The sequence below is a fragment of the Streptomyces sp. NPDC001401 genome, assembly GCF_042895385.1.
Classification (GTDB): domain Bacteria; phylum Actinomycetota; class Actinomycetes; order Streptomycetales; family Streptomycetaceae; genus Streptomyces.
Map to the genome: position 1 here is coordinate 613,316 of NZ_JBIAWI010000004.1, position 24,832 is coordinate 638,147.

21 protein-coding genes and 1 riboswitch are annotated in these 24,832 nt (G+C 70.8%); of the genes, 9 read left to right on the plus strand and 12 right to left on the minus strand.

The window, feature by feature from the left end; genetic code table 11:
* Window positions 1-20: 20 nt before the first annotated feature.
* On the minus strand, window positions 21-1,100 hold the full coding sequence (locus ACFY10_RS18065; protein WP_390666099.1) for a ScyD/ScyE family protein: 1,080 nt from the start codon (window positions 1,098-1,100) through the stop codon (window positions 21-23).
* 261 nt (window positions 1,101-1,361) lie between these two features.
* A riboswitch (cyclic di-AMP (ydaO/yuaA leader) is annotated at window positions 1,362-1,532 on the plus strand.
* 8 nt (window positions 1,533-1,540) lie between these two features.
* Here ACFY10_RS18065 and ACFY10_RS18070 point away from each other — a divergent pair.
* Together ACFY10_RS18070 and ACFY10_RS18075 are read left to right on the plus strand one after the other, a co-directional pair.
* On the plus strand, window positions 1,541-2,704 hold the full coding sequence (locus ACFY10_RS18070; protein ID WP_390666100.1) for an NlpC/P60 family protein: 1,164 nt from the start codon (window positions 1,541-1,543) through the stop codon (window positions 2,702-2,704).
* Window positions 2,705-2,941: 237 nt separating this feature from the next.
* Window positions 2,942-3,916, plus strand: a complete 975-nt coding sequence (locus ACFY10_RS18075) for a tellurite resistance/C4-dicarboxylate transporter family protein (protein ID WP_390666101.1) — start codon at window positions 2,942-2,944, stop codon at window positions 3,914-3,916.
* Here the strand turns inward: ACFY10_RS18075 and ACFY10_RS18080 are convergent.
* Entirely contained in the window at window positions 3,894-4,247 is a 354-nt protein-coding gene (locus ACFY10_RS18080; RefSeq protein WP_390666102.1) for a hypothetical protein, read from the minus strand. The genes ACFY10_RS18075 and ACFY10_RS18080 overlap by 23 nt on opposite strands.
* Window positions 4,248-4,699: 452 nt before the next feature.
* Here ACFY10_RS18080 and ACFY10_RS18085 point away from each other — a divergent pair, with 452 nt between their 5' ends.
* Complete coding sequence (locus tag ACFY10_RS18085) at window positions 4,700-5,761, plus strand: NlpC/P60 family protein (protein WP_390666103.1); 1,062 nt, start codon at window positions 4,700-4,702, stop codon at window positions 5,759-5,761.
* An 18-nt stretch (window positions 5,762-5,779) separates the two neighbouring features.
* Here the strand turns inward: ACFY10_RS18085 and ACFY10_RS18090 are convergent, their stop codons facing one another.
* On the minus strand, window positions 5,780-6,505 hold the full coding sequence (locus ACFY10_RS18090) for a LuxR C-terminal-related transcriptional regulator (RefSeq protein WP_390666104.1): 726 nt from the start codon (window positions 6,503-6,505) through the stop codon (window positions 5,780-5,782).
* Window positions 6,505-7,794, minus strand: a complete 1,290-nt coding sequence (locus tag ACFY10_RS18095; protein WP_390666105.1) for a PspC domain-containing protein — start codon at window positions 7,792-7,794, stop codon at window positions 6,505-6,507. Before ACFY10_RS18095 ends, ACFY10_RS18090 begins: the two co-directional genes overlap by 1 nt.
* A 179-nt stretch (window positions 7,795-7,973) precedes the next feature.
* Here ACFY10_RS18095 and ACFY10_RS18100 point away from each other — a divergent pair, with 179 nt between their 5' ends.
* Entirely contained in the window at window positions 7,974-9,485 is a 1,512-nt protein-coding gene (locus ACFY10_RS18100; RefSeq protein ID WP_390666106.1) for a PspC domain-containing protein, read from the plus strand.
* Window positions 9,472-9,720, plus strand: a complete 249-nt coding sequence (locus ACFY10_RS18105) for a hypothetical protein (protein WP_390666107.1) — start codon at window positions 9,472-9,474, stop codon at window positions 9,718-9,720. The genes ACFY10_RS18100 and ACFY10_RS18105 overlap by 14 nt, the downstream gene beginning before the upstream one ends.
* Before the next feature lie 118 nt (window positions 9,721-9,838).
* Here the strand turns inward: ACFY10_RS18105 and ACFY10_RS18110 are convergent, their stop codons facing one another.
* Complete coding sequence (locus ACFY10_RS18110; RefSeq protein WP_390666108.1) at window positions 9,839-10,369, minus strand: DoxX family protein; 531 nt, start codon at window positions 10,367-10,369, stop codon at window positions 9,839-9,841.
* Window positions 10,370-10,551: 182 nt separating this feature from the next.
* A complete protein-coding gene (locus ACFY10_RS18115; protein ID WP_390666109.1) occupies window positions 10,552-11,841 on the minus strand; it encodes a hypothetical protein in 1,290 nt (429 codons plus the stop codon).
* A 186-nt stretch (window positions 11,842-12,027) separates the two neighbouring features.
* On the opposite strand from ACFY10_RS18115, the gene ACFY10_RS18120 reads away from it, so the two are divergent.
* On the plus strand, window positions 12,028-12,912 hold the full coding sequence (locus ACFY10_RS18120) for a DUF4429 domain-containing protein (RefSeq protein ID WP_390666110.1): 885 nt from the start codon (window positions 12,028-12,030) through the stop codon (window positions 12,910-12,912).
* A 5-nt stretch (window positions 12,913-12,917) separates the two neighbouring features.
* Here the strand turns inward: ACFY10_RS18120 and ACFY10_RS18125 are convergent, their stop codons facing one another.
* Window positions 12,918-13,727: a class II aldolase/adducin family protein gene (locus ACFY10_RS18125; protein WP_390666111.1), complete on the minus strand. Its 810-nt coding sequence runs from the start codon at window positions 13,725-13,727 to the stop codon at window positions 12,918-12,920.
* 176 nt (window positions 13,728-13,903) lie between these two features.
* Between ACFY10_RS18125 and ACFY10_RS18130 the strand changes: the two genes are divergently transcribed.
* Window positions 13,904-14,413 carry a pyridoxamine 5'-phosphate oxidase family protein gene (locus tag ACFY10_RS18130; RefSeq protein WP_390666112.1) on the plus strand — a complete coding sequence of 170 codons (510 nt, stop codon included), beginning with the start codon at window positions 13,904-13,906 and terminating at the stop codon, window positions 14,411-14,413.
* 18 nt (window positions 14,414-14,431) lie between these two features.
* On the opposite strand, the gene guaA is transcribed toward ACFY10_RS18130, so the two are convergent.
* Window positions 14,432-16,006, minus strand: a complete 1,575-nt coding sequence (gene guaA, locus ACFY10_RS18135) for a glutamine-hydrolyzing GMP synthase (protein WP_390666113.1) — start codon at window positions 16,004-16,006, stop codon at window positions 14,432-14,434.
* A gap of 324 nt (window positions 16,007-16,330) precedes the next feature.
* Here guaA and ACFY10_RS18140 point away from each other — a divergent pair, with 324 nt between their 5' ends.
* The gene (locus tag ACFY10_RS18140) at window positions 16,331-16,618 is read left to right on the plus strand and encodes a chorismate mutase (protein ID WP_390666114.1); all 288 of its coding nucleotides are present in this window, start codon (window positions 16,331-16,333) and stop codon (window positions 16,616-16,618) included.
* Between the two features lie 726 nt (window positions 16,619-17,344).
* Window positions 17,345-18,364, plus strand: a complete 1,020-nt coding sequence (locus tag ACFY10_RS18145) for an LAETG motif-containing sortase-dependent surface protein (RefSeq protein ID WP_390666115.1) — start codon at window positions 17,345-17,347, stop codon at window positions 18,362-18,364.
* Between the two features lie 71 nt (window positions 18,365-18,435).
* Here the strand turns inward: ACFY10_RS18145 and ACFY10_RS18150 are convergent, their stop codons facing one another.
* From ACFY10_RS18150 to ACFY10_RS18165, 4 genes are all read right to left on the minus strand, one after another.
* Window positions 18,436-20,211: a GMC family oxidoreductase N-terminal domain-containing protein gene (locus ACFY10_RS18150; RefSeq protein WP_390666116.1), complete on the minus strand. Its 1,776-nt coding sequence runs from the start codon at window positions 20,209-20,211 to the stop codon at window positions 18,436-18,438.
* Between the two features lie 28 nt (window positions 20,212-20,239).
* On the minus strand, window positions 20,240-21,853 hold the full coding sequence (locus tag ACFY10_RS18155) for a succinic semialdehyde dehydrogenase (protein WP_390666117.1): 1,614 nt from the start codon (window positions 21,851-21,853) through the stop codon (window positions 20,240-20,242).
* Window positions 21,854-21,990: 137 nt separating this feature from the next.
* Window positions 21,991-23,769: a protein kinase gene (locus tag ACFY10_RS18160; RefSeq protein ID WP_390666118.1), complete on the minus strand. Its 1,779-nt coding sequence runs from the start codon at window positions 23,767-23,769 to the stop codon at window positions 21,991-21,993.
* 65 nt (window positions 23,770-23,834) lie between these two features.
* Window positions 23,835-24,785, minus strand: coding sequence for an MBL fold metallo-hydrolase (locus ACFY10_RS18165; protein WP_390666119.1), 951 nt, complete (start codon window positions 24,783-24,785; stop codon window positions 23,835-23,837).
* Window positions 24,786-24,832 lie beyond the last annotated feature (47 nt).

Below are 24,832 nucleotides of genomic sequence, written 5' to 3' on the forward strand. Positions count from 1 at the left end.
GCCCTCCGGCCTCCCGCAGCTCAGAAGCCGAGGATCTTCCAGACCTGGCCGCCGGGCGTCTTCCTGCCCTCCAGGACCGTGCCGTCACGGTCCGCGATCGACCAGGCCGAGACGTAGACCTTGCCGTCCCAGGGGTCGACGGCAATGCCCGCCGGGAACGGCACCTTCACGTTCGTACGTGTGCCGCCCGAGACCTTCGTCACGACGCCGGCGAAGAGCTGGCTGACGTACAGATCTCCGTCGTCGTTGAAGGCGATGCCCGTGATCGAGCCGAAGCCGGACTTCCAGCCGAGGATCTTCCCGCTCCAGGGGTCGACCTTCCACACGCGCGCGGTGGGCTTCTTGGGCTCGCCGTTCAGCTCGCCGACGTAGAGGTTGCCGTCGGGGCCGAGGGCCAGGGATGTGGGGACGGCCTCGTGCTTGTCATGGTCCTTGAAGACCGTGAACGGGCGGGCCTTGCCGTTCGGGGAGACCTCGATCAGGTCGTTCCCGGCCGCGTCGGCGACGATCTTGCGGCCGTCGGGGAGGGCGAGGACGGCGTACGGGTTGGAGTCGACGGACGCCTTGTGCGGGTTGTACTTCAGTTCTACGGCGGAGATGTCGGCGGCGATCCTCGCCTTGCCCCGCTCGATGGACAGGAGCTTGCCGAGCTTGTTCCAGGGCGGGGTGGTGGGCACGCCGGCCTCCGGCGGGGCCCAGGTCTCCACGCCCCAGACGCAGCCGTTCAGGGCCGAGACGCCGTCCACGCCGACCGAGAAGCCGCCGTCGGGCGCTCCCGCCGAGGGCAGGCCGTCGACCACGCGGTAGTGCTTCCAGGCACCCCCGTCCCAGAAGATCTTGGTGACTGCCGACGAGAGACCTATGCACGTCGGGCCCTCCGGTCCCTGCCCCAGGCACTTCTTGCCACCGCGGCCGGCCTCGGCGACGTACAGGTGCCCGTTGTCGTACGAGAGCTGGCGCGGGTTGTCCAGGCCGGTCGCGATCACGCGGATCACCGGCCTGCCGCCGGAGTGTCCGCCGGTGGCGCTCGCGGGCGCGATGCCCGCGGTGGCGGCCAGGGCGGCCGATGTGCCCATGACGAGTGCTGTGCGCTTTCTCATGGCGTACCCCCTCACCTGCCGCGGCACCTGACCGCGACTGGCTGGAAGTTAGCGTCCGGAAGCGGTCGGACGTCATCACTCCGGCAAAAATACGCACAAGTCGGTGCAGATCCCTCCGGATTGACGACCACCTGCGACGTCCTGACCAAAGGTCACGAAAATGTATCGGGCATATCGAACATCAACCTTCACAGAGGCCACACGAGTTGGCTACCGTTCCGGGCAGGCCGCACGACCCCCACCGGCGAACGTCGCCGGGCCGCGCGGCCTCCGCCGAGTCCGGCGCGCCGCCGCGCATCCGGAGCCGGGGACCCACACCGACCTTGGGGTGAATCGGTCCGACTCCCTTTCGGGAACGGACCGTAGGGCAACCCTTCCGAACCACCCGCCCGAACCCGACAGCTAACTCGGTAGGCGGAGCATGGAAGGAGTCGCCTCCCTTGGCGTCGCACCGCAAGTCGCGCCCCGCGGGTACGCGCGTAGCAGGCATACGCACCCCCGCCCTCGCCACGGCCGCCCTCACCTCGGTGGCCCTGCTGTCCCAGTCGGCCAATGCCGCCCCCGCCGCTGACGGGAAGCCCAGCCTCGAAGAAGTCGAGAAGAAGGTCGACGACCTCTACCGCCAGGCGGAGTCGGCCACCGAGAAGTACAACGCGGCCAAAGAGAAGACCACGCAGCAGCGCAAGAGCGTCGACACCCTCCTCGACGACGTCGCCAAGCGCACTCAGAAGCTCAACGAAGAGCGGGAGCAGCTCGGTTCGTTCGCCGCGGCCCAATACCGGACCGGCGCCGCCGCACCCGACACGGCGACCTTCCTGCTCGCCGACTCCCCGCAGGACTACTTCGACCAGACGCAGCTGATGGGGCGGCTGACCTCCCGCCAGAAGAGCGCGGTCGACGACTACTTCACCGAGCAGTCCGCGACGATGAAGAAGCGTCAGGAGGCCTCCAAGAGCCTCCAGACGCTCACCGAGACGCAGAGCAGTCTGCAGACCGCCAAGTCCACGGTGCAGAAGAAGCTCTCCGACGCGCGCGAACTGCTGTCGAAGCTGACCGCCGAGGAGAAGGCGCGGCTCGCGGCGATCCAGAAGAAGAAGGAAGAAGAGGCCGCCCAGAAGGCCGCGGAGCTCGCGAAGCAGCAGGCGGCGGAGGAGAAGGCCAAGGCGGAGGCCGCTGCCCAGCAGGATCAGAGCGGCAGCTCCTCCACGGACTCGGGATCCACTTCCACCAGCGATTCCTCGTACGCCACCAAGGCCGAGAAGGCGCTCGCCTTCGCCCGCGCGCAGATCGGCAAGCCGTACGTCTGGGGCGCCACCGGCCCCGACTCCTACGACTGCTCCGGCCTCACCCAGGCCGCCTGGAAGGCCGCGGGCGTCTCCCTCCCGCGCACCACCTACGACCAGGTGAACGCCGGCACCACGGTCTCCCTCACCGACGCCCAGCCCGGCGACCTGATCTTCTTCTACGACGACATCAGCCACGTCGGCATCTACATCGGCAACGGCATGATGATCCACGCCCCGAAGCCCGGCGCCTACGTCCGCGAGGAGTCGGTCTACTACGGCGGCGAATCGATCATCCACAGTGTGGTGCGGCCCGCCTGAGGCACCGGTGAGCCCTGCGACACCGGGGAGCGGTGCACGCGCGCGTGGAGGCAGTTTGTGATGCACGCGCGCGTGCGGGCCGTTTTCCGGGAGTTCCGCGGAGGGCGCCTTCCCTGAGTCGCCGGCGTGCAGCTCCTGTCCGGCGCGCCCGTTCCTGCCCCGCGCCCGCGCGTATTTCGCCGTACCCGCGCGCGTGGCCCGCCCTCAACCCGCGCCGCGCTCCTTAGCATCGGCCCCATGTCCGGACCGACCTCACTCCGCGCCTGGTGGGCGCAGCGTTCGCCGGCGGCCGGGTCCGCCGTGATGGCGACCGGCATTCTGTCGGTCGGGCTGCATCTGACGGGGTACGAGGTTCTGTCGCGGGTCTTCCTGGTCCTGGCCTGTGCAGCCTGGGCGGGGCTGGCGGCGGACTTCGGCGTCCGTCTGATGCGGGATCGGGAGAGGTGGCGGGCGGAGGCGGGGACGCCGGGCGCGCTGACCGCCGTCGCGGCGACCGCCGTGCTCGGAACCCGGTTCTCCGCCCTGGGACGGCAGACCCTCGCCGAGGCCCTGCTCGCACTGGCGGCCGTGCTGTGGCCGGGGCTGCTGGTCGAAGCCGTACGGCACTGGCGACGTCACATGCCGGGCGCGGTCTTCCTGTGCTGTGTGGCCACGCAGGGGCTCGCGGTGCTCGGCGCCACGCTCGCCGGGGCCGAGGCGACGGCATGGCTCGCGCATGCGGCGCTCGTGCTGTTCTGGCTCGGGCTCGTTCTCTACGGCTGTGCGCTGGCCCTCTTCGACCTGCGACAGGTGAGGCAAGGGCCGGGCGACCAGTGGATGGCGGGCGGCGCGCTCGCCATCTCGGCGCTCGCCGGATCGAAGCTCGTCGCCGCGGACAGCGCGCGCCTGTACCTGTGGAACGACGACGACCGCGGTGTCCTGCGCTCGGTCACCGTCGCGCTGCTCGCGCTCGGCCTGGCCTGGTACGCCGTACTGCTCGTCGCCGAGGCCCTCCGGCCGCGGCGCGGCTACGACGTGCGCCGCTGGGCGACCGTGTTCCCGATGGGGATGACGGCGGCGGCCGTGCTGTCCGTCGCCGCCGCCCTGGATGTCCCGTGGCTCAAGGGGCCCGGGCGGGTGCTGCTGTGGATTGCGGTGGCGGCGTGGGTGGCCGTCGCCGCGGGGGCTGTCGCCGCGGCCCGCGCCGGCATCAGGTCCACAGCACCGCGATGAAGATGTTCGCCGTGGTGAGCAGGCCCACCAGCCCGAACAGGCTCTTGTCGACCTTCTCGTCGTCCCGCTTCACATAGACCAGGCCGAGGATCACGATCAGCAGGGCCAGCTTCACGCCGATCTTGATGTTGTTGACGTGATGGTCGTCGGCCTGGTTGAGGCCGACCAGGATCGCGCCGGTGACCAGCATCGTCAGCGCGCCGTGCAGCATCGCCGGGACGAAACGGGCCTCGCCGCGGCACATCGCCTTCATCTGGGTGAGGAAGCCGCCGAGAAGCGCGGCGATGCCGATGATGTGCAGGCCGACGAAGAGATGGATGAGTACGTCCATGAGGCCGGAGCTTAAACAGGGGCGCATGGGGCGCCGGACACCGCCCCGTCCTTCATACCTGGATCCCATACCGGGACCCCATAGGTGGATCCCATAGGCGGATCCCGCATACATGCGGCCCATAGCACTCCGCCACCCGCACGTGTCCCGGAACCGCCACATCGGTCAGCGCACTGCGTGAAGTCGACGGCGCGAGTCCTGGATCACGGTCGGGTACGGTCACGCGGCGATCCGCCGGGGGCACTTCCGCACATCGCGTTACCGAGCCGACACAGTCAGGTTTAGCGTCCTCCACCAGGTGACCGGCTCCCCACCGCCGCCCGGGCCAGGGGCGGCAGCCGGCCACCACCGCCGAGAAGGTCCGGCGGCGGCCCGCTCCCCCTGTGCGGGCCGCCGCCGGACGCGTAAGCCGCCCCGGAACGGGCGGTCGTACGAAAGGACGTGCAGTCCACGTGGCAGCGCACCGCAGGCCCAGTCGGCGCTCGCTCAGCGGCAGTTCGGCCCGGACCGCCTTCACGATCGCGCTGGCGGGCGCGGCGACCGCCACGGGCTTCGAGGGGACCGGACACGCCGAGCCGGATCTGTCGCCGGAGCAGGTCAAGGCGGAGGTGGACAAGCTGTACCAGGAGGCGGAGGTCGCCACCCAGAAGTACGACGGGGCGAAGGAGCGGGCGGACGCCGCCGAGCAACGGCTGTCGACACTGCGGGACGAGGCGGCGCGCAAGACGGACGGGCTCAACTCGGCGCGGGACGAGCTGGGTTCGATGGCCGCGGCGCAGTACCGCGACGGCGGCCTCGACCCGGCGCTGCAACTCGCGCTGTCGGACGACCCCGACCACTATCTCGAGGGGGCCGAGTTCGTCGACCGGGCGGGCACCCGGCAGGCGGCGGCCGTTGCGGGCGTACGCGAACAGCTGCGGGAGATCGAGCAGTTGCGCGGGGCCGCACGCATCGAGCTGGCCGGGCTCAGGGCGCGGCAGGCGGAGCTGAAGCGGGACCAGAAGACGATCAACGGGAAGCTGGATGCGGCTCGGCGGCTGATGTCCCGGCTGTCGGCTGCAGAGCGCGCTCGGCTCGGGGACGGCACCGGCCGCGCCTCACGGTCGGCCACGGGTGGCCGGGAGGGCCTCGCGCCCCTTGGATCCGCGACCGCCGAGGCGCCCGGCTCCCGCGCCGCAGCGGCCCTCTCGTACGCGTACTCCAAGCTGGGCAGCCCCTATGTGTGGGGCGCGACCGGCCCGGACGCCTTCGACTGCTCGGGCCTCGTCCAGGCCGCCTATCGCGCCGCGGGCATCTCCCTGCCCCGTACCACCTACGCCCAGATCGACGCCGGCCGCCGCGTGTCCCGCTCCGAACTGGCCCCGGGCGACCTGGTGTTCTTCTACTCCGGCATCAGCCACGTCGGCATCTACGTCGGCAACGGCATGATGATCCACGCCCCGAATCCGTCGGCGCCGGTGCGGATCGCACCGATCGACGAGATGCCGTTCGCGGGGGCCACGCGGGTGGTGTGAGCTTCGGGCAGGGGCTTCTCAGACCAGCCGTCGCGCCGTCGCCCACCGCGTCAGCTCATGCCGGTTCGACAGCTGCAACTTCCGCAGTACCGCCGAGACATGGGACTCGACCGTCTTCACGGAGATGAACAGCTGCTTGGCGATCTCCTTGTACGCGTACCCCCGGGCGATCAGCCGCAGTACCTCGCGCTCGCGCTGGGTGAGGCGGTCGAGGTCCTCGTCGACCGGCGGGGCGTCGGTGGAGGCGAAGGCGTCGAGGACGAAGCCGGCCAGGCGGGGGGAGAAGACGGCGTCGCCTTCCTGCACGCGGAAGATGGAGTTGACGAGGTCGGTGCCGGTGATCGTCTTGGTGACGTAGCCGCGCGCGCCTCCCCGGATCACGCCGATCACGTCCTCCGCCGCGTCCGACACGGACAGCGCGAGGAAGCGGACTGGCTGCTCGGCGTCCGCCATCAACGCGGCGCAGCGGCGCAGGACTTCGACGCCGCCGCCGCCCGGGAGGTGGACGTCGAGGAGGACCACCTCGGGGCGGGTCGCGGTGATGACCGTGACCGCCTGGTCGACGTCCGCGGCCTCGCCGACGACCTCGACGCCGGTCTGCTCGGTCTGGCCGATCTCGGCCTGTACGCCGGTACGGAACATGCGGTGGTCGTCGACGAGGACCACGCGCACGTGCCGCTCGCCCGCGCCACCGCCGGCCGTCGGCTCCACAGGCTCCGCATTAGCCTCGGTCGGGTCGCTCATCACGTCTTCTCCGCCCTCTCCATCTCCAGCTCGACCTCCGTGCCGCCGTCCGGCACCGCGCGCAGCCGCGCCGTACCGCCGTGGCGCTCCATGCGGCCGATGATCGATTCTCTGACGCCCATGCGGTCGGCGGGTATCGAGTCCAGGTCGAAGCCGGGGCCGCGGTCCCGGACCGACACGAAGACCGTCTTTCCCTCGACTTCGGCGTAGACCTGTACGGCGCCGCCCTCGCCACCGTACTTGGCGGCGTTCACCATCGCCTCGCGCGCGGCCTGCATCTGTGCGCCGATCCGCTCGTCGAGCGGGCAGTCGCCGACGACGACGACCTCTATGGGGACGCCGTGCTTGTCCTCGACCTCCGCGGCGTTGCGCCGCACCGCGTCGGCGAGGTTGGCGGGTTCGTCCGCCTCGTCCTTGCCGGTGCCCTCGGGTTTGTAGAGCCAGGTGCGCAGGTCGCGCTCCTGGGCGCGGGCGAGGCGGCGCACCTCGTTCGCGTTCTCCGCGTTGCGCTGGATCAGGGTCAGGGTGTGCAGCACGGAGTCGTGGACATGGGCGGCGACCTCGGCGCGCTCCTGCGCGCGGATGCGCATCAGGCGCTCCTCGGAGAGGTCCTGGGTCATACGGACGAGGTACGGCCCAGCGAGGAGCGTTATCCCGACGAGGACCGCGAGGGCCGCCTGCAGGACGGAACCGAGGTGGGCGGCTGAGCCCTGCAGCACGAACATGCCGGAGACGCCGGCTGTGACGAGGAGAACGCCGCCCGCCGCGCGCAGCAGGGTGAGCGTGCGCCGACGGCTGCCGACCTCGACCCAGCGGGCCCGCCGCGCGTTGTCCGCCTGGCGCCAGACGAGGGCGACGCCCGCGCCTACGAGGACGGTGGGCCAGAGGTAGGCCTTGGCTCCGCCGCCCACATTCACATTGCCCACGAAGACCATGGCCACCACGACCATGAGGAGCAGGGCGACGATCTGGCCCTTGTCCGGCTTGCGGGCGACCAGTCTGCGGCGGCCGTCCGGCGAGGTCTCGGTGCTGACCAGCGACGGGGGTTTCTGGCCGCCGACGCCGCCGACGCCGAGCGGCACGAAGAACCAGAACGCGGCATACAGCAGCGCGCCCAGGCCGTCCGCCATGAACAGGCCGACGAACACCAGCCGCACCCAGATGACCGGCAGCCCGAGATGCCCGGCGAGCCCCCGCGCCACGCCACCGAGCCAGCGTCCGTCGCTGCTGCGGTAGAGCTTGCGCGGCGGCCGCGGTTCGACGAGTGGCGCTGCAGCGGCTTCCGGCATGCCATCGATACTCACACGGTCGGAGGACAGGGGCATCAGGGTCGACCCCCGAGACTCCCCTGATCTTCGAACTCGGGCCCCGTCGAACGCTTCCCGGTCGCCGGCTCAGGGGCGATATCAGGGTCCGGCCAGGGTCGTACCGACTCCCGCCGGAGCGGCTCGGCCGTCACCATGGACACATGACAGATCACGAGCGCGCCGCGACGGGTCCGGGACCCGGCTCCGGCCCGCGCCCCGCTCCGGGCGCCGGGCCGCAGGATGCCGCGCCCGCCGCGGATGCCGCAGCCGCCGCCGGGCCGCGACCCGGTGCGGGGGCGGACCCGGGCGCCGGTGCCCCTGCCGACGCGGACGCGGGCTCGCGCGCGCACGGGCGGGCGGGCGCGCAGGAAGAGGGAGGTGCGGTTGCGGAGACCGCCGAGGCTCCCCGCAAGTTCCGGCGCGACCGGCAGTACAAGGTGCTCGCCGGGGTGTGCGCGGGGCTCGGGCGGCAGTGCGACATGGATCCGGTGATCTTCCGGATCACCCTCGCGGTGCTCTCGGCGACCGGCGGCATCGGCCTGATCTTCTACGGCTTCGCCTGGCTGCTCATCCCGTACGAGGACGAGGAGGAGAACGAGGTCCGCAAGCTGCTGACCGGCCGCGTCGACGGCCAGGCGCTGACCGCGGTGATGTTCGCGCTGGTCGGCTGCGGGGTGTTCCTGTCCTTGCTGAAGAACGGCGGGGTGCTGGCCTTCGCCGTCGTCCTCTCCCTGCTCCTCGCGGGCGCCGGGTACTGGTCGCGGCAGCGCGGCGCCCCCGACCCCGACCCCCTGGCCGCGCAGGCCGTCGCCGACGCCCCACCGGAGGCCCAGGCACCGCCGGTCCCCGCCGCCTACCCCTCCTGGTGGCGCGACCCCATCGTCAAGGACGGCACGCATGTCGGCGGCACCGGCTATCTGTGGGGCCCCCAGGACTCCCGCGACCGGGACATCGCGGCAGCGGTCAACATCAGCCTCGGCACGCCCTGGCCCCATCGCGCAGACATCCGCACACCGCGCTCACCGGCGCCCAGGCCGCGCGGCCCCCGCTGGATCGGCGGCTGGGTCTTCCTGCTCGCCCTGCTCACAGGCGCCCTCGGCACCGGCCTGACCTGGGACGACCATGCGCTCGGCACCAGCCTGCAGACCGGCCTGTCCTGCGCGCTCGTGGTCTTCGGCCTGGGCATCGCGGTCAGCGCGTTCCTGGGGCGTACGGGAGCAGGGTCGGTCTTCCTCGCCATCATCACGGCGGCCCTGCTCGCCGGCTCGGCGGCCCTGCCCAAGGACGTCGGCACGCACTGGATACGCACGACCTGGCAGCCGGCCGCGGCGGCGGACGTGCAGGAGAAGTACGACGTCGGCAGCGGCGTCGGCACCCTGGATCTGAGCCGGCTGCACCCGGCCAAGGGACAGACGGTGAGCACGAAGGCCGATGTCGGCATGGGCCGGCTGAAGGTGATCGTGCCGAAGGACGTGACCGTGAAGCTGAGCATCGACGTGGGGGTGGGCGACATCCAGCTGCCGGGCGACAAGCCGGGAGACGTGGACGTGGAGCCGGGCAAGCACAAGGAGGTGACCTTGCCGGCGGTCTCGGGCGGCAAGAACACAGGCACGCTCGACCTCGATCTCAAGGTCGGTCTCGGACAGGCGGAGGTGAGCCGTGCTGCGTCATGAGTTCCAGCCGGGGAAGCTGGTCGCCGGTGTCTTCCTCGCCCTTGCGGGCGCCGTCTACGCCGGTGACGCGGGCGGACTGTGGGAGACCCCGTGGTTCGCGGTGATCCCGGTCGTCACGGGCGGGCTCTGTCTGGCCGGTGTGGTGGGAGCGCTGACCCGGGGCATACGGCGGCGCCGGGCGGCAGTGGCTGGAAAGGGGCCGACTGAGGCGCAGCTGGATGCACCGGGGACATGACACAGGTCTCCGGGGCAGCGCGGCTCCACGCCGGGGGACATGACACAGGAGTCCGGGGTGGCGCGGGTCCCGGTCGGGCCGGGGCGCTCCGCGACCGGTAGCCCCCGCCGACCAGGAGCTACCGGTAGCCTCCCGCCCGCTGCCTTCGCCGCGCGCGGAGTGCCGCGTCCAGGGAGAAGGTGGCGGCGCCCGCGAGCACGAGGGGGAGCCAGGCCATCAGGTAGGCGAGGTCGTTGCCGTAGTAGTACGGGTCGGACTGCCAGCTCACGGTGAGCCACAGGCTGAGGGAGATCAGCGCGCCGCCGAGCGCTGCCAGGCGCGCGAACAGGCCGATCAGGGTGCCGATGCCGACCGCCAACTCGCCCAGGGCGATGGCGTAGCCGAAGCCCACGGGGTTCTTCAGGGCCATGTCGACCATGGCTGGGATGGCGGAGGAGTCGCGGACGTTGCGCATCATCTCGCCGATGGATCCGGAACCGGAGTCCTTCAGGAACGCGCTGTTGGTGAGCTTGTCCAGCCCGGCGTAGATGAACGTGACGCCGAGGAAGACGCGGAGCGGAAGGAGGGCGTACCGGGACGCTGAATCGCGCCAGCTCCGGTCGCCGTCGAGGTACGGGGTGTGCGTGTCCGTGCGCATGCCGTGAGTCATCGCTGTCGCCTCTCGCCCGCGGTGCCGGGACCCCTCACCAGACGATACGTACGCAAAGGACGGTGCGCTCAATGAGTTCGTGCCGATTTCAACGCCCGTGCCCTGCGCCGAGAGGGGTGTCCTATTCGGTCCGTCACATCGATTCAGTCCGTCAACTCAGTCCGTCAACTCAGTCCGTCAACTCAGTCCGTCACATCAATCGCGTACCTATTCGTCTCTACCCCCGCTGCCGTGACTACTTGCACCTCGACACGCCCCGGTTCCACATCCGCCGGTACCGGCACGGTCAGTGCCGCGTCCGTCGGGTTGCTGAAGCCGCCGGTCACCGGGACGAGGGGCACATGGACGTTCACCGTGCCGATGCGGACCACCATGCGGGTCAGCCGGTCGGCGCCCTGTGCTCCCGGGGGGACGAAGCCCGCGCCGCGGATCTCGATGTCGTCGCCCGTGCGGATGGGGGCGTCGAGGTCGCCGGCCTCCCGGGCGCGCACCACGGAGAGGATCACCGGGCGGCCGCCCTCCGCGTACTTGCCGGCCACGTAGGTCGCCGCCGACACCAGCACCACCACCGCGAGACCCCATGGAAGGTCCGGCAGCTGGTCCGGGCGGCGGGCCAGCCGTACCGCGGCGAACAGGACGGCGACGGTGCTGATCACGACGTACTGGATGTCGGCGAAGGTGCCCCGTCCCGAGTCGTCGGTCAGCAGGTCGGCCGCCCTGGGCCGGTCCGCCCGTACCTTCTGCAGCCGCTGGCCGAGGACCCGCAGCCCGACCACGCGCCGCACCAGCACCGCGATGCCGCACACCACGGCGAGGACGGTGACGACACCGGCGCCGCGGGCGAGACCGAGGCCGGAGATCAGCGTGTCGCGCTCCGTGTGGTCGGAGGCCGCGGCGAGGCGGCCGGCCAGGAGCAGCACGGCGTAGGCGACGAACAGCACCCAGGCCGCCGCCACCGCGCGGGACGTGGACAGGCGGTTGTCCTCGCCGATGACGGGAGCCAGCAGGCCGCCCCGCGCACGGTGGAACCAGGACGCGGCGGTCAGCACCCCGCCCACGAGCACGGCCGCCAGCAGACCCGCGGTGCGCGCCGTCGTCCAGCCCGCGCCGATGGCCGTGAGCGACTGCACCAGCAGCAACAGCACCACCAGCGCCCACACCGCACACACCGTCCGCCGCCACAGACGGGCCAGCCAGGCCTCGCCCTCGGCGCGGCCGCGCTCGGCGACGAGTTCCGCGGACTGGGTGAGCTCCTCCGAGACCCACTGGCGGGAGGCCGAGGCGGAGTGGGCCACCGCGGCGGGCAGCCCCTGACCGGCCGCGAAACCGTCCCGCATCAGCAGGAATTCGGCGACCGCGCGCCGGTGTCCCTCGCGCGCCCCGTGCGGGCAGTCCCCGCAGGTGCAGCCACCGCCGTGCGCACCTTTGCCGGCGCCCGCGTCCGCGCCGCCTCTCGCCTCCTGCACCGCCACGCTCGACGCCCGCCTTCCCCGCATCCCCTGCGGCCGGCGGCCCTGTCCAGCATTCGGCCGCCGCCTGCAACTCCCCGAGTGATGACAGCGAATTGTGCCCTACGCCACCCCGCCCCCGTCCGGCAGGTCTGGTCAGCGCGGGGTGAAGCGGGGCCGCCGTGTTGACCCTGCTGCGAGAATTTCCCTATGGCCGAGATCATCCAGCGCGACGGAACCTGGGCCTTCGACGGCACCACGGTCAGGATCACGCCGGGTCTCCACCGCTCCGTGCCGCTGTTCCGGCAGACGTACGGCGAGGTCGCGGTGCCCCTCGAAGCGGTCGCGGGCGTGGTCTTCGAGCCCGAACGCAAGCGCGGGCGGCTGCGGATACGGCTGCGCGAGGGCGCCGACCCGTTGCTCCAGGCGACCGGCGGGCGGCTGCCCGATCCGGCCGACCCGTACCGGCTGGTGGTGGACGTGGACCGGGCCGGGGTCGCCGAGTACGTCGCCGAGGAGATCCGCCGGGCTCTGCTGCTGGACCAGATTCCCAAGGAGCCGACCAAGGCGTATCTGCTGCCGGGGCCGCCCGTGCCGGTCTCGGTCCGTTCCTCCGACGGCACCGTCTCCTTCGACGGCACCCAGGTGCGCATCGACTGGGCCGACACCTCCGACCGGGTCAAGCGGGCGACCGGGCCGCGGATCATCGCCGTCGGCGACCTTGTGCAGGTCGAGTGGCTGCCCAACTCCGGTTACGAGGACGGCTTCCTGCGCTTCGTGACGCGCGAGACGGTGTTCTCCAAGCTGCCGCCGGAGAAGGACCCGTACGCCCTGGACCTGTGGGGCAGCGCGCGGCGCGACCTGCTCACCGCGCTCGTCGCCACCGCGATCACCGCGCGCCTGCCGCACCCGTCCACCCGCAACGGCGGCGAGTACGCGGAGAGACGGCAGCCGACGGCGGCCGTACCGCCCGCGGCCGACCACCACGACGTACTCCTGCGGCGGCTGCGGGAGTTGGGCGAGCTGCACCGGGACGGGGTGCTCACGGACGAGGAGTTCGCGATGACCAAGGCGGCCGTACTGCGAGGATTCTGAAGCCGTCAGCTCAGCAGATCCGGCTCGCTGCGGCTGATGTCCTGCCACAGCGGCTGGTAGTTGATCCACGCCACCAGGTCGCCGCCGAGCTGCTCGCGGGTCGCCACCGCCAGCCGGTGGTCGATGAGGAGGGGGCGTCCGGCGGCCTTGGCGGTCAGCTGCACCTGGGCGGAGCGTTCCATGGACACGAACCACCAGGCCGCCGCGTCCACCGAGTCGCCGACCGTCAGCAGCCCGTGGTTGCGCAGCACGAGCGCCTTGCGGGAGCCGAGCGCCGTGGCGATGCGACGGCCCTCCTCGGCGTCGACGGCAACGCCGGTGTAGGCGTCGTAAAGGGCGTGGTCCTCGTAGAAGGCGCAGCTCTCCTGGGTGATCGGGTCGAGCAGGTCGCCCAGCGCGGACAGGGCACGGCCGTGCACCGAGTGGCAGTGGGCCACGGCCACGACGTCCGGGCGGGCGGCGTGCACCTGGACGTGGACGGTGAAGGCGGCCTGGTTGACGTGGTAGCGCCCATCGATCACCTGACCCTCCGAGTTGGCGAGCACCAGGTCGCTCACGGTGACGTGCTTGAAGGGCATCCCGAAGGGGTTGACCCAGAAACAGTCGCTGTACTCGGGGTCGCGGGCCGTGATGTGCCCCGAGACGCCGTCCTCGAAGCCGAGCCGCCCGAAGATCCGCACTGCGCCCGCGAGCCGCTCCTTGCGATGCCGGCGCTCGTCCTCGACCGAGTCGTGCATCGGCGGCATCGCGAACCGCAGCCGGTCGCTCGGAAGGGCGGGGGGCGGAGTGGGCCCGGCCCCGGGGGTCCCGTGCATGTGTCCTCCAGCACTGGGTTGCTTTACGGGGCGGAAGTTACCGTCGGTCAGCCCAGGAGAACAGAGATGTTCTGTAAAGATGACGCGCGCAACCGTTCCGGGGGCGCGCGGGCGGGCTGTGACGCCCCCACGGATACCCGACAGAAGATGTCGGGTATCGGCGCGACACTCGCCGTATGACAGCGAAGACGGCAGCGAACACGGAAGCGCATACGGCAGCGAACTGGGCGGCGTTCGCCAGCGCCGAACCCGACCTGGCCAGGACCGTGGAGGAACGCTTCGGCGCCTTCACCCACCACGTTCTCGCCACGCTCCGCAAGGACGGCTCCCCGCGCACCACCGGCCTCGAGGTCCGTTTTCTCGACGGCGAGCTGTGGCTCGGCATGATGCCGGGCTCGCTCAAGGCCCTCGATCTCAACCGCGACCCGCGCTTCGCACTGCAGGCGAATCCGGGGCCGGGCACCGGGATGGGCGGCGGTGACGTGCGGATCAGCGGGCGGGCCGTCGGCGTCGAGGACGGGGAGGCGAAGGCGGCGTACAGCAAAGAGGTGGAACCGCCGGAGCCGTTCCACCTCTTCCGCACCGAGTTGACGGAGGTCGTACGGACCTACGTCGAGGACGACAAGTACCTGGTCGTCGAGGTCTGGAAGCCCGGAGCGCCGGTGCGCACGCTCAAGCGGACATGACCTTCACAGCCGTGGGGACTACTCCCACTCGATGGTGCCCGGCGGCTTCGACGTCACGTCGAGGACGACTCGGTTGACGTCCGTGACCTCGTTGGTGATCCGCGTCGAGATCTTCGCGAGGACCTCGTACGGCAGCCGCGACCAGTCCGCCGTCATGGCGTCCTCGGAGGAGACCGGGCGCAGGACGATCGGGTGGCCGTAGGTCCGGCCGTCGCCCTGGACGCCGACGGACCGGACGTCCGCGAGCAGTACCACCGGGCACTGCCAGATGTCGCGGTCGAGGTCGGCCGCGGTCAGCTCCTCGCGGGCGATGGCGTCGGCCTCGCGGAGCAGGTCGAGCCGCTCCTTGGTGACCTCGCCGACGATCCGGATGCCGAGGCCGGGACCCGGGAACGGCTGGCGCTGGACGATCTCGTCCGGGAGCCCGAGCTCCTGGCCGACCATCCGGACCTCGTCCTTGAAGAGCTTGCGCAGCGGCTCGATGAGCTTGAACTCGAGGTCCTCCGGCAGCCCGCCCACGTTGTGGTGGGACTTGATGTTGGCGGTGCCGGTGCCGCCGCCGGACTCGACCACGTCCGGGTAGAGCGTGCCCTGGACGAGGAACTCCACCGCCGGACCCTCGTCCGCGATGATCTCCGCCTGCGCCTGCTCGAAGACCCGGATGAACTCGCGGCCGATGATCTTCCGCTTCTCCTCGGGGTCGGAGACGCCCTTGAGCGCGGTGAGGAAGCGCTCCTCCGCGTCCACGACCTTCAGCTGGACGCCGGTCGCGGCCACGAAGTCCTTCTCGACCTGCTCGGTCTCGCCCTTGCGCATCAGGCCGTGGTCGACGTACACGCAGGTCAGCTGCGAGCCGATGGCCTTCTGTACGAGGGCCGCGGCCACGGCGGAGTCGACGCCGCCGGACAGACCGCAGATGGCGCGCTTGTCGCCGACCTGCTCGCGGATCGCGGCGACCTGCTCCTCGATCACGTTCCCGGTGGTCCAGGAGGGGGTCAGGCCCGCGCCCCGGTACAGGAAGTGCTCCAGCACCTGCTGGCCGTGCGTCGAGTGCATGACCTCGGGGTGGTACTGGACGCCGTACAGCTTCTTCTCGTCGTTCTCGAAGGCGGCGACCGGGACGACGTCCGTGGACGCCGTGACGGAGAAGCCCTCGGGGGCGGCGGAGCAGGCGTCGCCGTGCGACATCCACACGTGCTGCTCGGCCGGGGTGCCCTCGAAAAGGGTGGAGGACGACTTCGATACGTGCAGATCGGTACGGCCGTACTCGCGCGCGCCGGTGTTGTCGACCGTGCCACCGAGGGACTGGGCCATCAGCTGGAAGCCGTAGCACATGCCGAACACGGGGACACCGGCCTCGAAGAGCGCGCGGTCGAGGCGGGGGGCGCCCTCCTCGTACACGGACGAGGGGCCGCCGGAGAGGATGATCGCCGCCGGGTTCTTGGCGAGCATCTGAGCGACCGGCATGGTGCTCGGCACGATCTCGCTGTAGACCCGGGCCTCGCGGACGCGACGGGCGATGAGCTGGGCGTACTGCGCGCCGAAGTCGACGACCAGGACGGTGTCGGTGGCGGCTGGGGTCGCTGATGACACGGGTTGCCTTCCGGCGGTGAGCGAGGGTGTGTGTGAGGCCGAGTCTACCGGGCCTGGCGGGACCGCCCCGTGAGCAAGTCCCGTCTCAGGATGCGAACCGCCTTGGACACCGTCGGCACCCACGGCATACTGGCCCCATGCTCAAGACCGCGACCTTCCTCTTTACCTATGGCAACCGGCCCACCGGCTGCCATGGTCGTGCTGCTTGAGCAACTGACAAGCGACTTCCCAGGCGCCCCGGGCCGACAAGGTCCGGGGCGCCTGGCGTTTGCGGACACTGCCGGTCCGGGACGCCGCCCTTCGACTCTTTCGAGGAGCCCCGACATGACCGCCACCGCAGCAGAGAAGACCGGCGCCCGTACCACCGAGGCCGCCGATGTGATCACCGGCGCGCGGGAGCGCATCGACGCGCTCGACGACCGGATCATCGGCCTGATCCAGGAACGGATGGCCGTCTCCGCCGTCATCCAGGAGGCCCGCATCGCCTCCGGCGGGCGGCGCGTGAACCTGTCCCGCGAGATGGAGGTCCTCGGCCACTACAGCGAGGCCCTCGGCAAGCCCGGTACGTCCCTCGCCATGACGCTGCTCGAACTGTGCCGCGGTCGCATCTGAGTTCGGGGTCCCTTTAACCCGTACGGCGCGTGACCGCCGCGCGAAGCCCTTCGTTGGTGGTGGTGTCCGTGCCAGCCAGGGGCGGGCCCGAAAGAACCACGCGTGGCTTGCTGGAGTGATGAGACGTACGGGTCGTGCCGAACGTCGTGGGACCTCACTCCAGGGTTGTGGCCGGACAGCAGGGGACAGCAGCCCGGCCACCCAAGAGAACGGTCGGCTCCGGGGACGCCCGGGGCCGACCGGCGGAAAATGCAAAAATGCACAACCCTGGGTCAAACGGTTGCGTACGCCCCGTCCATCCAGCACGATGCGTAGAAAGCCCCCAAGTCCCGCAGCAGACAACTGCATTGCTTGCACTTCCGTACCTTCAGAGGTCGAGACCATCCGTGCGCCTCGGATGCGCCGGGGCGGCGACCCAGGGCACACGAGACAAGCGGCGCAACCCCCCGGCGCCGCTCCCAGGCACCGGCGCTGCCCTGACGTCGGTGCTGACGGAGAAGGGCCCCGCGGCCAAAGCCCGCGGGGCCCTTCGCATGCCGACTTCAAGGTCGGCATGCCGACTTCAAGGTCCGCACGCCAACTCCAAGTGATCCACGCCACATAAGAATTCTGTGAATGCCGGCACAACCATTTACACGCTTCACGGATCCAACCAGGCGAACCAAGGGCCACACCCGCGCCCCACACGCGGAGCCCTCCCACTGGACTGGACTCCCTGAGGTTTTCATGAAGCTTCGTCGTGCCATGGGCGTGGCGGCCGCGACCGCGGTCATCGCTCCCCTCGCGCTGCTGTCCGCGCCCGCCGCCTTCGCGGACGAGACGCCGACCGCGAGCGCCACCGAGACCGTGTCCGAGACGCCCACCGAGACGCCGAGCGACACGGCCTCGGCGACGCCGACGGACACCGGTCTGCCGACCGACACGGCAGCGCCGAGCGACTCGGCGTCCAGCTCGACGCCGACGGCGAGCGCCTCCGCCAGCGAGTCGAGCGAGCCCACGCCCTCCGTGTCGGCCGAGCCGAGCGATGACCCGTCGGACCCGGACGTCCCCTACTGCGACGACCTCGACCAGAACTTCGGCAACGCGAAGGTGTCCGCGGACATCAAGGGGCTGCCGGGCAAGATCGTCGCGGGTGACGGCTTCCACTCCTTCAAGCTCACCGTCACCAACGAGTCGAAGACCACCGTCGACGGTGTCGCCTTCTACGCCGAGGTGGAGAACTACGAGCTCGACGAGTCGAAGTTCCTGAGCCCGTACGTCGACCTGGAGTTCAAGAACCCCGAGACCGGCTCCTGGGACCGCATCGGTACCGACGAGTGGGCGGGTGACTACTTCTTCTACGTCGACGAGCTGAAGGCCGGCAAGAGCCAGACGGTCGCCCTGCGCGTCAGCATCGACGCCAAGGCCCCGGCCGGCGACGCCTACTCCTTCGGTTCCGGTGCCTACCTCGACAACGTCGACGGACAGGACTGCATCGCCGAGGGCTGGGCACAGTACGACTTCGAGGTGCTGAAGGCCGGCTCCGCCAACACCGACCCGGGCTCCGCCACCCCGAGCGACAAGGGACCCAAGGACTCGGTGAAGAAGCCGCAGGGTGAGATCTCCGCCCTGCCGACCGGCAACCTCGCCGAGACCGGCTCCAGCTCCGCCCTGCCGGTGATCGGCCTCGTCGGCGGTGTCGCCGTCGTCGCCGGTGCCGGTGCGGTGTACACGGTGCGTCGCCGTCGGGCCGGCGCGAGCGCGTAACAACAGCTCACTGCAAGAAAGAAGGACCCGCACTCGGAGGGGGGTGCGGGTCCTTCGCTTTGCCTGAGCGCCTACTTCTTCGGCGGCACCGCCGGCATTCCCAGGAACGGCAGCTTCAGTGCGCCGAAGGCGTCCGCCGGGACCGCGGGAGCGTTCGGTTCCACCGGCTTCAGGCGTTCGTACGCCGCTCCCTGTGCCGGACGGGGGTCCTCCTCGTCCTTGTTGGGCCAGTACGACATCGCCCGCTCGGCCTGGGCGGTGATGGTGAGGGAGGGGTTCACACCCAGGTTGGCGGAGACCGCGGCGCCGTCCACCACCGAGATGCCGGGGTGGCCGTAGAGGCGGTGGTACGGGTCGATCACGCCGGTCTCGCGCGAGCTGCCGATCGGGCAGCCGCCGAGGAAGTGGGCGGTGAGGGGGGTGCCCATGAGTTCGCCGACGTTCGAGCCCGCGAAGCCGTTGATGTCGGCGGCGAGGGCGGACGCGCCCTCCGAGGCGGCCTTGATCTGCTTGGGGTTGGGCGCGCCGTGGCCCTGGCGGGCGGTGAGCAGGCCCTTCCCGACCCCGTCCGGCTTGAGGTACGTCGTCAGGGAGTTGTCCAGCGACTGCATCACCAGGCCGATGATGGTCCGCTCCGACCAGCGGCGGTTGGAGAGGGAGCGCAGCACGAGGAGGGGGTGGCGGGCGGCGTTCGCCAACCAGGCCATGACTCTCGACGATCCCTCCGCGTACGGGACCTGGAGGATCGACAGGCCGCCCATCGAGTTGGAGCCCTTGCCGTAGCGGACCGGCTCGATGTGGGTGTTCTCGTCCGGGTGGATGGACGAGGTGATGGCGACTCCCTGAGTGAAGTCGACCTTCGGCTCGCCGGTCGCCTTGCGGTAGCGGCGGTTGTCCGTCTGCGCGCCGACCAGCGCCTCGGAGTTGGTACGGGTCAGCTCGCCCAACTTGTCGGAGATGTACGGGAGTTGGCCGCCCGCCTTCATACGGTGCAGCAGGGTCTGGGTGCCGTAGGTGCCGGCGGCCAGCACCACCCGGCGGGCCTTGAAAGTGCGGCCCTCGGACTTCTTCTCGCCGGTGGGGAGGGTCGCGACCGCGTAGCCGCCCTGCGAGTCGTCCGTGATCGACACGACCGTCGTCATGGGGTGCACGACCGCGCCCGCCTTCTCAGCGAGGTAGAGGTAGTTCTCGTTGAGGGTGTTCTTCGCGCCGTGACGGCAGCCGGTCATGCACTCGCCGCACTCGGTACAGGCCTTGCGCGTCGGGCCCGCGCCACCGAAGTAGGGGTCGTCGACCTGCTCTCCGGGTCCGGCCTTCGCCGTCCCCTCGGCGTCCTTGCCGTCGCCGAAGAAGACGCCGACCGGCGCCATGTGGAAGGTGTCGCCGACGCCCATCCGCTCGGCCGCGGCCTTCAGGTGGACGTCGGACGGGGTCATCGTCGGGTTCAGCCGCACGCCGAGCATGCGCTGCGCCTGGTCGTAGTACGGCTTCAGCTCCTCCTGCCAGTCCGTGATGTCACGCCACTGGGGGTCGTCGAAGAACGGCTTCGGCGGTACGTAGAGGGTGTTGGCGTAGTTGAGGGAGCCACCGCCCACGCCTGCGCCGGCCAGGACCATGACATTGCCCAGCAGGTGGATGCGCTGGATGCCGTACATGTGGAGCTTGGGCGCCCAGAGGTAGTTCTTGAGGTCCCAGGAGTTCTTGGGGAGGGTGTCGCGGGTGAAGCGGCGGCCGGCTTCCAGGACACCTACGCGGTAGCCCTTTTCCGTCAGGCGCAGGGCGGTCACGGAACCGCCGAAGCCTGAGCCGACGACGATGACGTCGTAGTCGTAGGTGTCCTGTGACACGTGCTCTCCTCGTTGAGAACGGGTGTTTCTACTTGAAGCGCAGGGCCTTCATCAGCCGGAGGCTGCGGCTCATGAACTGCGCGTACTTCTCGTCGTCCATGCCCAGCGAGGGCGCCATCGGCAAGAGCCTCTGCTGAGCGACCGTCTGGGCCTCCGTGTACTTGAGGATGCCCTCGGAGCCGTGGCGGCGGCCGAGGCCCGAGTCCTTCATGCCGCCCATCGGGGACTGGACGCTGCCGTAGGCCGGGGCGTAGCCCTCGTTGACGTTGACCGTGCCGGTCCGGAGGCGGGAGGCCACGTCGCGGCCGCGGCTGCCGTTCTTCGTCCAGACCGAGGAGTTCAGGCCGTACGGCGTGGAGTTGGCGTGCTCGATCGCCTCGTCGTCGGTCTTGAAACGGTAGATCGAGACGACCGGGCCGAAGGTCTCCTCGGTGCAGACCGACATGGGCTCGGTCACGCCGTCGAGGATGGTCGGCTCGAAGAAGTACGGGCCGATGTCCGGGCGGGCCACACCGCCGGCGACGACCTTCGCGCCCTTCGCGACCGCCTCGTCGACGTGGCGGGTGACCGTCTCCAGCTGGCGTTCGCCGACCAGGGAGCCCATGTCGGCGCCGTACGCGAGGGACTTGCCGAGGCGCATGGCCTTGGTGCGGGTGGCGAAGCGCTCGAGGAAGGTGTCGGCGATCGACTCGTGGACGTACAACCGCTCGATGGAGATGCAGAGTTGGCCTGCGGAGGAGAAGCAGGCGCGGACCGCGCCCGCGGCCGCCTTCTCGATGTCGGCGTCCTGAAGGACCAGCATGGCGTTCTTGCCGCCGAGTTCGAGGGAGACGCCGACCAGGCGGGCGGCGGCACCCTGGGCGACCTCGCGGCCGGTGCGGGTGGAGCCGGTGAAGGAGACGTAGTCGGCGTGCCGGACCACTTCCGGGCCGACGACCGGGCCTTCGCCGAGGACGACCTGGAAGACGTCCGCGGGCAGCCCCGCCTCGATCAGGAGATCACGGGCCCACAGTGCCGTCAGACAGGTCTCCGTGTCCGGCTTCATGACGACTGCGTTGCCCGCCGCGAAAGCCGGGAGCGCGTCGCCGACCGACAGTTCCAGGGGGTAGTTCCAGGGAGCGATCTGGCCGACCACGCCGCGCGGGTGGCGCAGTTCGGTGACCTTCGTCAGCGTCGGCATGGCGCCCGCGTGCCGCTTCGGCTTGAGGTAGGCGGTGGCCCGGCGGCCGTAGTGGCGGGCCGCGACCGCGACGGCCTGGACCTCCTCGTGGGCGTGCAGCCGGGCCTTGCCGGTCTCCAGCTGGATGAGGTCGAGGACCTCGGCCTGGCGGGCGAGGATCAGGTCGTGGAAGCGGAGGAGGACGGCCGCGCGCTGCCGGACCGGTGTCTGCGCCCAGACCGCCTGCGCCGCACGGGCCGCCTCGAAGGCTTTTGCCACGTCCTCGGGGGTGGACTCGGGCAGGTCGGCCAGCTTCTCGCCGGTGAACGGCGTGTGGTTGGCGGTGCGCCCGGAACCGACCACGCCCTTGGTGAGCTGGGCGATCAGCTCGGGGGTGACCACGTCGGCGGCGGTGCGGGCGCCTTCGGGTGCGGGGGCGAGGGGGTTCGTGCCGGTCTTGGCCTCGGCATGCGCTTCCGTCATGAGGCGCAGGGTATGACGGCGCGGGGGCTTTGGGTACCCGTCGGTAACGCGGCTTCACGGAGTACACACACGCCGCCAGTGCACACTGGCAAGGTTTGCGCTGATCAGGGCGTTGGGCCGGGACGACGGGGAATGCTTCAGCTCTTTCCGATCACGAGGCGCGCGCGGGCACCCTTGAAGAGCGCCGTGCCCTTCTTCTCGGCCGGTGTCCCCTTGGGCATGTCCACGCGCAGTTCGTACATACGCCCGTCGTCGGTGCGGATCATCAGCTGCATCACCCGGGTCGGGGTGCCGTCCAGGCCGTAGGTGGTGTCGGCCTGGACGGCCTCGAAGCCGTGGAAGGTGGTGCGGGTGTACTGGGTGCGCGCGTCCCCGCTGTAGCTGTTCCAGTCGGCGTGCGCCTGCTGCGCCTGGGCCATCGGGGAGCGCGGGGCCTTGTCCCACTGGGTGAGGCGGATGCTGACGTCGCCGTCGGGCGCGTCGTACTCCACGAGGTGGCGCGGGCTCGCGGAGCTGCCTTCCCTGGCGGACTCCCGGTACCGGCTCGGCAGGGACAGCACGGCGTTCATGCCCTTCTCCCGGTGTTCGGTCCAGGCGGTGGCGCCGGTGCCGGGGGTCGCGACGCGCGCCGGGGCCTCGCTGAGGGTGGCGGTGCGCTCGCTGACGCCTCCGCTGTCGGACTCGCCGAAGTAGGACGTACCGAGCCAGGTGCCCCCGACGAGGAGGGCGGCCAGCGCGGCGAGGGAGACGGGGCGGCGCAGAAGGGGGCGCTTCGGGGCCGGGTCCGGCTGGGGGACGCTCGCGGTCGAGGGTTCGGCGGCGGACGGCTCGGGGGCCGGCTGGGGTCCGGATGTGGGTGCGGTGCCGGATGTCGGTGCGGGGTCGGATGTCGGTGCGGGGTCGGATGTGCGCGCGGTGTCGGATTCCGGTACGGCCACGGGGGCCGCTGCCTCCGGCACCGGGGCCGTCGGGTCCGACACGGGTGCCGCCCCCAGTCGTACGGTCCCCACGTCGTCGGCGAACTCCCGTAGCCCTGCCGTGTCCTGAGCTGCCGCCGCACCGGCCTCGACCTGCGGTACCGGCCAGCCCTCCGCCACCGCCTCCAGCACCGCCCCGGCCTCCTTCGCGCCGGGTCGCTGCTCCGGGTCCTTCACCAGCAGCCGTGCGATCAGCGGGCCGAGCGGTCCGGCCTGTTTGGGTTCGGGCGGGTCGGAGGCGATGACCGCGGCGAGGGTGGACTCCACCGTCGTACGCCGGAACGGAGACACTCCCTCCACGGCCGCGAACAGCAGCACGCCCAGCGACCACAGGTCGGAGGCGGGCCCGGCGCCCCGGCCCGACATCCGTTCGGGCGCTACGAACTCCAGGGAGCCGACGAACTCCCCGCTGACGGTGAGGGATTCCTCGCCCTGGACATGGGCGATGCCGAAGTCGGTGAGGACGACACGGCCGTGCGCGCCGAGGAGGACGTTGGCGGGCTTGACGTCCCGGTGCACGATGCCGACGGCGTGCGCCGCATCCAGGGCGCCGAGGACGGCGAGGCCGATACGGGCGGCTTCGCGCGCCTCGACCGGGCCGCGCTGGAGGACTTCGTGCAGGGACTCGCCGCGGATCAACTCCATGACGATCCAGGGGAGTCCGTCCTCCTCGACGACGTCATGGATCGAGACGGCGGCCGGGTGGTCGACGCGGGCGGCGGCGCGGGCCTCGCGGTAGAGGCGGTGGGCGGCTCGCCGGTGGTGCTCGTCCTCCGGGTCGCCCGGCAGCCGCGGCTGCTTGACGGCGACGTCCCGCTCCACGAGTTCGTCGTACGCCTGCCAGACGGTGCCCATCCCGCCGGAGCCGATGCGCTCGGTCAGCCGGTAGCGCCCGCCGAGCAGCCGCCCTTCGCGCGAATGTTCGCCGCCTGCACTCATGCCTCATGAGTACCGTGCGGAACGGGGACTTGTCGACGCGGGTCCCTGCAACGTCCTACGACGTCCTACGGCATCCAGCGGACGAAGGCGAGCGAGTCGCCCCGCCGCCGTACCTCCACGACCCCTGATCCGCCGAAGTGCGCCGGGATCACCAACTCGCCCTCTTCTGCGGCCCGTTCGAGCACCCGACGGCGGCTGGTGACCGCCTGCCCGGGGTCCAGGCAGAAGCAGCTGCTGCACTCGGGGTGCAGGATCTGGACCGGGCTGTGCAGCAAGTCGCCGACGAAGACCGCTCGTTCACCGTGCGAGGAGACGCGCAGGACGGACGAGCCCGGGGTGTGGCCGGGGGCGGACTCCAGGATGAGGTGCTCGTCGATGCGGTGCTCGCCGTCCCAGAGCACGGCCTGACCGGACTTGTGCACGGGCGCGATGCTGTCCTCGTGGATCAGCCGGTCGTCCGGGCGTACGCCGCCGCCGTATCCGCCGTCGGGGCCGAAGTGGTGGTCGTCGGCGGCCGGGAGAAGGTAGGTGGCGTTGGGGAAGGCGGGTACCCAACTCCCGTCCACATCATGGGTGTTCCAGCCGACGTGATCCCCGTGGATGTGGGTGTTGACGACGACGTCGACATCCTCCGGCCGTACCCCGGCCCGCGCCAGCCGGTCCGGGAAGTCGCCCTGCCGCTGGTGGAAGAGGGCGTTGCCCGGCCGCTCGCGGCCGTTGCCGACCCCGGTGTCGACGAGGACGGTGCGGCCGCCGCTGCGGACGACCCAGGTCTGCAGCGCGACCACGGCACGGTCGCTGCCGGGCTCCCAGTGGTCCGGGACGAGCACGTCCCGGTTGTCCCGCCACACCTCGGGGCCGACGCCCGGAACGAGGTCCCGGACCGGTGCGTAGGGCGCCCGCCACTCGACGACCCGGAACACCTCGACGTCACCGATCACGAAACCCTGCACATCACTCTGTCCGTCAGCCTGCACATCACTCTGTACGTCAGCCTGCGCGTTGTCATCAGCCATGCCATGAACACTAGAAGCGCCGCTGTGAGCGTTCCAATGCCTCTGTG

What these genes read in the sequence shown, in the direction of transcription:
- ACFY10_RS18065 (WP_390666099.1), bottom strand. Translation starts at nt 1,100, where the DNA reads ATGAGAAAGCGCACAGCACTCGTCATGGGCACATCGGCCGCCCTGGCC.
- ACFY10_RS18075 (WP_390666101.1), top strand. Translation starts at nt 2,942, where the DNA reads ATGTCCGGACCGACCTCACTCCGCGCCTGGTGGGCGCAGCGTTCGCCG.
- ACFY10_RS18080 (WP_390666102.1), bottom strand. Translation starts at nt 4,247, where the DNA reads ATGGACGTACTCATCCATCTCTTCGTCGGCCTGCACATCATCGGCATC.
- ACFY10_RS18090 (WP_390666104.1), bottom strand. Translation starts at nt 6,505, where the DNA reads ATGAGCGACCCGACCGAGGCTAATGCGGAGCCTGTGGAGCCGACGGCC.
- ACFY10_RS18095 (WP_390666105.1), bottom strand. Translation starts at nt 7,794, where the DNA reads ATGCCGGAAGCCGCTGCAGCGCCACTCGTCGAACCGCGGCCGCCGCGC.
- ACFY10_RS18100 (WP_390666106.1), top strand. Translation starts at nt 7,974, where the DNA reads ATGACAGATCACGAGCGCGCCGCGACGGGTCCGGGACCCGGCTCCGGC.
- ACFY10_RS18110 (WP_390666108.1), bottom strand. Translation starts at nt 10,369, where the DNA reads ATGACTCACGGCATGCGCACGGACACGCACACCCCGTACCTCGACGGC.
- ACFY10_RS18120 (WP_390666110.1), top strand. Translation starts at nt 12,028, where the DNA reads ATGGCCGAGATCATCCAGCGCGACGGAACCTGGGCCTTCGACGGCACC.
- ACFY10_RS18125 (WP_390666111.1), bottom strand. Translation starts at nt 13,727, where the DNA reads ATGCACGGGACCCCCGGGGCCGGGCCCACTCCGCCCCCCGCCCTTCCG.
- ACFY10_RS18130 (WP_390666112.1), top strand. Translation starts at nt 13,904, where the DNA reads ATGACAGCGAAGACGGCAGCGAACACGGAAGCGCATACGGCAGCGAAC.
- ACFY10_RS18140 (WP_390666114.1), top strand. Translation starts at nt 16,331, where the DNA reads ATGACCGCCACCGCAGCAGAGAAGACCGGCGCCCGTACCACCGAGGCC.
- ACFY10_RS18145 (WP_390666115.1), top strand. Translation starts at nt 17,345, where the DNA reads ATGAAGCTTCGTCGTGCCATGGGCGTGGCGGCCGCGACCGCGGTCATC.
- ACFY10_RS18155 (WP_390666117.1), bottom strand. Translation starts at nt 21,853, where the DNA reads ATGACGGAAGCGCATGCCGAGGCCAAGACCGGCACGAACCCCCTCGCC.
- ACFY10_RS18160 (WP_390666118.1), bottom strand. Translation starts at nt 23,769, where the DNA reads ATGAGTGCAGGCGGCGAACATTCGCGCGAAGGGCGGCTGCTCGGCGGG.
- ACFY10_RS18165 (WP_390666119.1), bottom strand. Translation starts at nt 24,785, where the DNA reads ATGGCTGATGACAACGCGCAGGCTGACGTACAGAGTGATGTGCAGGCT.